At 67.7% G+C, this 4596-nt stretch carries 3 protein-coding genes; all 3 read right to left on the reverse strand.

The window, feature by feature from the left end; all coding sequences use genetic code 11:
* Positions 1-466: ABC transporter substrate-binding protein (locus ACT6S0_RS26660; RefSeq protein WP_444766749.1), on the reverse strand; the 466-nt coding region annotated here is incomplete at its 3' end.
* A gap of 267 nt (positions 467-733) precedes the next feature.
* Positions 734-973, reverse strand: coding sequence for a F0F1 ATP synthase subunit C (gene atpE, locus ACT6S0_RS26665; protein ID WP_012745530.1), 240 nt, complete (start codon positions 971-973; stop codon positions 734-736).
* Between the two features lie 269 nt (positions 974-1242).
* Positions 1243-4596: RICIN domain-containing protein (locus tag ACT6S0_RS26670; RefSeq protein ID WP_444766750.1), on the reverse strand; the 3354-nt coding region annotated here is incomplete at its 5' end.

The raw sequence follows: 4596 nt of genomic DNA on the forward strand, positions 1-4596 counted from the left end.
GGTCGTTCTGGTAGGCGGTGCCGAAGAAGTAGGCATTGCACTGCGCGCCCGCGAACTGGCTCGGGCCGGCGTTGGCCGAGAGATACGGCACCTTCGCGTTGAAGAGCGTCGGGCCCACGGCCAGCGCCACGTTGGAGCCGATGGGGCCGCTGAAGATGTCGATCTTGTCGCGCTGGATCATGCGGTCGACCAGCTGCTTGGCCTGGTCGGGGCTGCCGGCCATGTCGGCCTGCACGAATTCGACGTCCTGTCCGCCGAGCTTGCCGCCCAGCTGCTTGATGCCCAGCGCGAAGCCGTCGCGTGCCTCGGCGCCCAATGCCGCGAAGGGCCCCGAGATGTCGAGGGCCAGGCCCACCTTGACGGGCGCGGCCGCGGCGGACATTGCAGTGCCGAGGGCCGAGCCGCACAGCAGCAGCGAGAGCAGGGTGCGCGGCAGCGCGGGCGACTTCGGGGGCAGGTGGCTCATGGGTTCTCCGGCAGGGAAGGATGCAGAAACAACGCACCGGCACCGCCCCATGCGGCACCGGCGACATCAAACCGTTGATGGCTAAATACTTTAGCTGTAAACAATTCGGTGTCAACAGTGCTAGCACGAATGGTGCCAATACGTCGTCTTGCTTCCTGATGCGCGGGCCTCTTTCAGGAACACCGCGGAACCGGCTTTGCCGGGCCGCAGGTGTTGTCCCCTGCAAGGGGGTTGGCGCAGCGACACGAAGTGCGCGAAGCCTGGGGGTTAGCCAAAAGGATTTGCCGTTGCGAACCACAGGCCGATGCCGGTGGCGATGATGAACGCCCCGTCGGTCACGCCCGCCACCAGGAAGAACTTGGTCTGGAGCGTGTCGACCAGCTCGGGCTGGCGCGCGGTGCTCTCCAGAAACTTCTGGCCGACCAGTCCGATGCCGAGGCACGAGCCGAGGGCGGCGACGCCGATCAGCAGTGCAACTGCGAGGGGAAGGATGTTGAAGCCGGTCATGGTGTTTTCTCCTGGTTGGTTGGTGAATCGAGTCACTGGTTGCTGCCTCGATGGACGTACTTTCCCAGAGCGGCTGCGCATGGTCCATGACGTGGGAGGTCATGGAGCAGGTGCCGCCACCAATGCCGCACAAAGAAAAAAGCCGCCCGTGAAACGGGCGGCTCCTTCGCGGAACACCGCGGAACCGGCTTTGCCGGGCCGCAGGTGTTGCCCCCTGCAAGGGGGTTGGCGCAGCGACACGAAGTGCGCGAAGCCTGGGGGTTTGCCTGTTATGGCAGCTGTGTCCAGTTCTGGTTGTTGCCGCCGTTGCAGGTCCAGGTGATCAGCGCCGTGTCCTGGGCCGTCGCATTGTTCGGCACGTCCAGGCACGAGCCCGAGGCGCGGTTGCGCAGGGCCGCGCCGACCAGGCTCCACTGCGTCGTGTCGCCGGCCGAGCAGGCCAGCTGGACCACGGCCGCATTGGTCGTCGCGGTGCCGCTCTGCGCCAGGCACAGGCCGCTGTGCTCGGCCTTGAACTGCACGAAGCCGCCGCCGAGCTGGGTCACGGTGAAGCGCTCGTTGCCGGCGTTGCCGCACGGCCACTGAACCACCGTCGTCCCGCTCGTGGTCGCCGCGCCCTTCACGTTCACGCACAGGTTGCTGTGGTTCGAGCGGATGCGCGTGACCACCGGCGTCGGGTCGTTGTCGAGCGAACGTACGTATTCGCGCAGCGCCACCACGTCGTTGCCCGGCAGGCTGGAGGCGTTGCCGTGGCCACCGTTGAGCACGTCCTGCAGCGTGGCCGCCTGGCCGTTGTGGAAGAACGCGGTGGTGTTCCATGTGCCCAGCAGCGTCGGCGTGTCGAAGCCCACGCCGGCGAGCGGCTGGTTCATGCCCTTGCCCGAGGAAGCCTGGATCGTTCCCACGTCATGCCGCACGCCGTCGCGGAAGGTGGCGCCCGTGTGGCAGGTCGCGCACTGCGCCGTGTTGAACACGGTCTGGCCGCGCGCCGCGTCCACGCTGAGGCTGCCGTCCGCCGCACGCGCCGGGCTGCGCATGAACTTGTTCAGCGAGGTCAGGTAGGCCGCGAGATCGTCGAGTTGCGCGTTCTTGCCGGCCTTGGGCGCGCCCAGCGGGTCGGAGGTGGCGGCGAAGTCCGCATTGGTCAGGAAGCCGGTGCCGCCGAACTCGTTGCGGATGTCGTTCTCGAAGTCCTGCAGCTCGTCGAAGTTCGCCGTCCAGTGCAGCTTGCCGTGGCCCATGCCGCGCCGGCCCTGCAGGCTGATGGTGCGGCGCAGGCCCTCGCCGCGCTGTGTGAAGTCCCACACCATGCCGTCGTCGCCGCCGTCCGCATGGCAGCTCGCGCAGGAGATGTAGTTGTCCTTGCTCATGCGGCGGTCCGACGCGTTGTAGAACACCTGCTTGCCGCGCAGCGCCGCCGGCGACATGGGCTCAGCCGCCACCGTCGACACCGTCTGCAGGAAGGTCGGCACATTGGTTTCCGACGACAGCACCGTCGCCACGTCGTGCACCGACACCGATCGCGCCAGGAAGTTGTTGACGAACAGCCGCTTGCGCGTGGCGTCCAGGTACAGGCCGTGCGGCGCGCTGCTGGCGTTGATCTCGCCGCGCACCGCGCGGCTGTACGGATCGACGATGGCGACGCGGTTGCCTTCCATCTGCGCGACGAACAGGTAGTCGCCTGAAGGGGAGAACAGCGCGGCGCGTGCCGGCGCCCGGTCGTCGAAGTCGATCTGCTCGCCGAACTCCTCCGCCGCCGTCTGCAGGTTGACCTGCGACAGGATGGAGCGCACCGTCTGGTCGTGCACCAGGTTGTTGCCGTCCCGGTACTTGCCGCGCACGATGTTGTCCTTCTTCGAAGGCAGCACCGCCCGCGCGCCGTCGGGCGAGATCACCACCTGGCTCAGGTAGTTGGCCACGCCGCGTGCGCGGCTCTCGGTGTCCACCGTGGTGGTATCGACCGGCAGCGCGATGGTGCTCATGGCGCTCATGCTCTGCAGGTTCACCTTGTGGAGCTGGCCGCCCGTCATCTTCGACTTGAAGCGGGTGACGTAGGCCACCTGCGAGCCGGACTCGACGGCGATGCCGCGCAGCGCACCGTCGAGCGCGACAGCACCGGTGGTGGCGCCGTTGCTCGGGTCGAAGCTCATCAGCACCGACTTGCTCTCCAGCGTCAGCAGGCCCTTCGATCCGTTCGGCGTGAAGGCCACGCCGTAGGGGCCGCTGCCGTAGGCCAGCGGCACGGTGGCCGAGAGGCTGCCGTCGGCCGCGTTGAGCACAACCAGCTTGTCCTCGCCCTGCACCGTGACCCAGAGGCGCCCGTCGGGTCCGATGGCGAGCGTCTTGGGCTCGTCGCCCACGCGCACTTCCCAGCGCTTGACGAGGCTCTGCGCGTCGATGGCGGCGACGGTGCCGCTGTCGGGGTTGACCGAGTACACCGAGTTCGCGTCGCCCACGATGTTGGTGGTGTGCCTCGGCGCCGTTGCCGTCACCGGCATGATCACCGTGAGGTTGTAGGTGTAGAAGGTCTCGCGGCCGTTGGCGTCCTTCACCGTCAGCGTCACCGTGAAGTGGCCGGGGCGCGTGTAGGTGTAGCCGTAGTTCGCCTGGTTCGAGTAGGCGGTCTGCGTGCCGTCGCCGAAGTTCCAGCGGTACTGCGCGCCGTTGCTGCCCAGCGTGGCCGGGTTGAACGTCAGTTGGCCGTTGACCAGCTTCGGTCCGCCGCCGATACCGGGGTCGCCGATGATGGCCTGGCCGCGCAGCGTGCTCACGTCGGTGTCGCTCAGCACGCGGCCGTAGACGCGCACTTCCGCCAGCGTGCCCTTGAAGAGCGCCGTGTTGCCCTGGATCTGGCCCAGCACGGCGAACTTGTTCGACAGGCCCTTGTTGCCGGTGGAGCCGGTGGAGGTGGTCTTCACGCCATCCACGTACACGGCCTGCGCGCCGGATGCGGCGTCGCGCGTCATCACCACGTGGTGCCAGGTGCCGTCGTTCACCGCCGCCGTTGAGGTGGTGCCCGCGTCGTTGCCGACCGACAGCTTGATGCGCCCGCTGTTGTCGAGCCAGCCCCAGAACACGTCGTCTGCGCCGCCGGACTGGTCGCGCCCGAAGATGCCGGGCGCGGTCCACGAGTTCGGGCCGCCGGCCTGCGTGGTCTTCATGTAGAAGCTCAGCGAGGCGCTGCCGCCGAGCACGGTGGCCACGGTGTCGCTCTTCAGCGGCACGCCGGCCGTGCGGTTCGCGAAGTTCAGGCCGATGCTCTCGAAGGCGTCGCCGGTGGCGGGCGTGCCGTTGTTGGCACCGATCTGGTCGGAGAGGTTGCCCGTCAGCGACCAGTAGTGCATCAGGCCGATCTCGGCGGCGTTGCCGGTGTGGAACACCGACTTGTAGTCCGCCGCGATGGCGTTGCCCGCATAGTCCTTCACGCCGTTGGCCGGCAGGAACACCTCATAGCTGGTGCCGGGAGAAAGCGGCACCGCGGGGTGGAAGTTGACGATGCCCAGCTGCACGCTGTAGGTGCCCGCCAGCGTGTTGCCGCCCACCGGACGCACGATGAAGGTGTTGGAGTTCACGCTCTCGGGCAGGATGCTGTCGCTCATGCCCAGGCCGATGCGCGAGGTCAG

It is taken from the genome of Roseateles sp. (assembly GCF_052436255.1).
Taxonomy (GTDB): Bacteria; Pseudomonadota; Gammaproteobacteria; order Burkholderiales; family Burkholderiaceae_C; genus Pelomonas.

Excerpts from the sequence above, each read along its gene's own strand:
- atpE (WP_012745530.1), bottom strand. The coding sequence starts at position 973 with ATGACCGGCTTCAACATCCTTCCCCTCGCAGTTGCACTGCTGATCGGC.